At 34.0% G+C, this 2,176-nt stretch carries 1 protein-coding gene; it reads left to right on the forward strand.

Annotated elements, in window-relative coordinates:
- Window positions 1-1,282: 1,282 nt before the first annotated feature.
- On the forward strand, window positions 1,283-1,816 hold the full coding sequence (locus FNW21_RS16115; RefSeq protein WP_144257771.1) for a hypothetical protein: 534 nt from the start codon (window positions 1,283-1,285) through the stop codon (window positions 1,814-1,816).
- The last annotated feature ends 360 nt before the right edge of the window (window positions 1,817-2,176 follow it).

A 2,176-nucleotide genomic window follows, 5' to 3' on the forward strand; every position in this document is an offset into this window, starting at 1 on the left:
GGGCTATATTTAAAATTGGTTTTGTACTCGTGAAGTTTGGTCACGAACCGAAGCATTACGTTTGTTTAGTCCGCTACTTCGCCTACCAGCAAACCGTTACTGGAGACTTGTGCCGAAATTACGCAGATAAAAATAATTAGAAAACAAGCATTCGTTCCGCAAGAAGTTTACAAAGCAGAAGCGTGAAAATTGGATTTTACCAACAGAAACTTGAAAAATTGAAATCTAAAAAACAGAAACTTGAAAGTTGGAACTTGCGAGCAGAAACTTGAAAAGCGGAAGCGTGAAAATTGGAATCTGCCAACAGAAACCTGAAAAGCAGAAACTTGATTTTTTTTGCGCAGAATTTTAAAACGAAAAGTAAATAATTGAAAATAAAACGTTGAAAATTACGAACCGAAAATCATAAACTTGAAAGTTGGAATTTGCCAACTGAAGCGTGAAAAGTTTGCGGTTAATCGTAATTTCGACAAAAACAAGCCTCCAGTAACACACGCTACAAGCAATTTGGGGATTTGGCTTAATGGAAAAATTGGTTTGTATTTGGAAGATTTGGCATATCCGAAGAATGGGCTTAATTTAGTCCCAAACTGCTTGTAGCGCGGGAACGTTATGCGGGAGTTATGCCGAAATTACGCAGGCAAATCCGATTTGGGACAAATATTTGATTCCGCAAAAAGTTTGCAAAGCAGAAGCGTGAAAATTGGAATCGCCAACAGCAGTGAAAAGTTGGAATCTGACAATTGACAGAAGAAAAACTGAAGTGTGAAAAGTAGAACTTGAAAAGTGAAAGCGTGAAAGTTGGAATCGCCAAGAGAAGTCGGAAGGTTGGAATCTGACAATTGACAAACGAAAAACTGAAGGTGAAAAATACAAACTTGAAAAGCGAAAGCGTGAAAGTTGGAATCTGCCGACAAACTCGAGCGACAGCGAACAGGCGAAGCAAACTTGAAAAGTTTATAGGACAAATTAAAACGAAAAATTAAAAACAACAATTCAAAATTGCTAACCGAAAAGCAGAAACCTGAAAATTCGAATGTGCCAACAGAAGCGTGAAAAAAATTTGCGGTTTAATTGTAATTCCGACAAAATAACCCCCTCATAACAGCCACTACAACGGATTTGGGCATTGGGCTTAATGGAAAGATGGTTTTGTATTTGGGATGATTTGGCAAATCCGAAAATAGGGCTTAATTTAGCCCCAAACCCGCTGTAGTGCCAGAACGTTGGCAGACACCCGCGAGCGACAGAAACCAAATTCGAAAAAAAAACTTTGAGAAAAATGCAATTAAAATCAAAATATGGATTTCTAGTAATTATAGCCCCCATTTTTATAATATTCGGTATATTATTTTTCTTTTGGCTATTCGAAATAAATTTATCAAAAAGTGAAAAATTACCAATTGGAGGAATGTGCTTTTTTATAACATTGATTTCACTTTTAATCTCAACATTTCTTTTTATGCTTATAGAATTAAAAGAAATTAAAATAACGGAAGATAAAATCTGTTTTAACTTTATACTAAAGCGAAAAACCTTTGAATATAAACTTAAAGAAATTGAAGGTTGGAATGAATTGATAACATCAGACAAGTTTGGACAATATTATACATTTAATCTCAAAATGACCGATAGTAAAATATTTATGATACAAGGCCGATTGTACAAAAATTATAACAAAATTGTTAGTCACTTAATAAATTATGGACCTCAAATCGAATTGGGTTTTTATCAAAACCTAATTCCATTATTAAAAATATTTATTTTGACTTTTATAGTTTTATTAGCAGTTTTCTATATTTCGTATTTGAGTTAGAAAAAATTATAAAAACTCAATATCCAGAAACCGAAACTAAATAGTTAACGAGAGTTGGATAAAAGCAACACCAAGAAATATAAATTATTAAAATAAAAAATAGTATAAGGCAGAAAATTGAATAATTTGGAAATGAAAAAGTAAACAGATAAACAAAAGGAAAAAGGGCGATCTGCCAACAGCGGTTTGGCGCAATTGGGGTTTGAGGCAAACTTTAAAGTTAGTTTTGTACTTGGAAGTTGGTTTTTTATTCGATACATTTGGCTAACCAAATCCCCAACTAACGCCAAGCCACGAGACGTTGGCAGATATAGCCCCGCGCCGAAAATAAACAACGAAAAATTTGCAAATAAAGTAACT

The sequence above is a fragment of the Flavobacterium restrictum genome (assembly GCF_007097245.1).
Lineage (GTDB): Bacteria > Bacteroidota > Bacteroidia > Flavobacteriales > Flavobacteriaceae > Flavobacterium > Flavobacterium restrictum.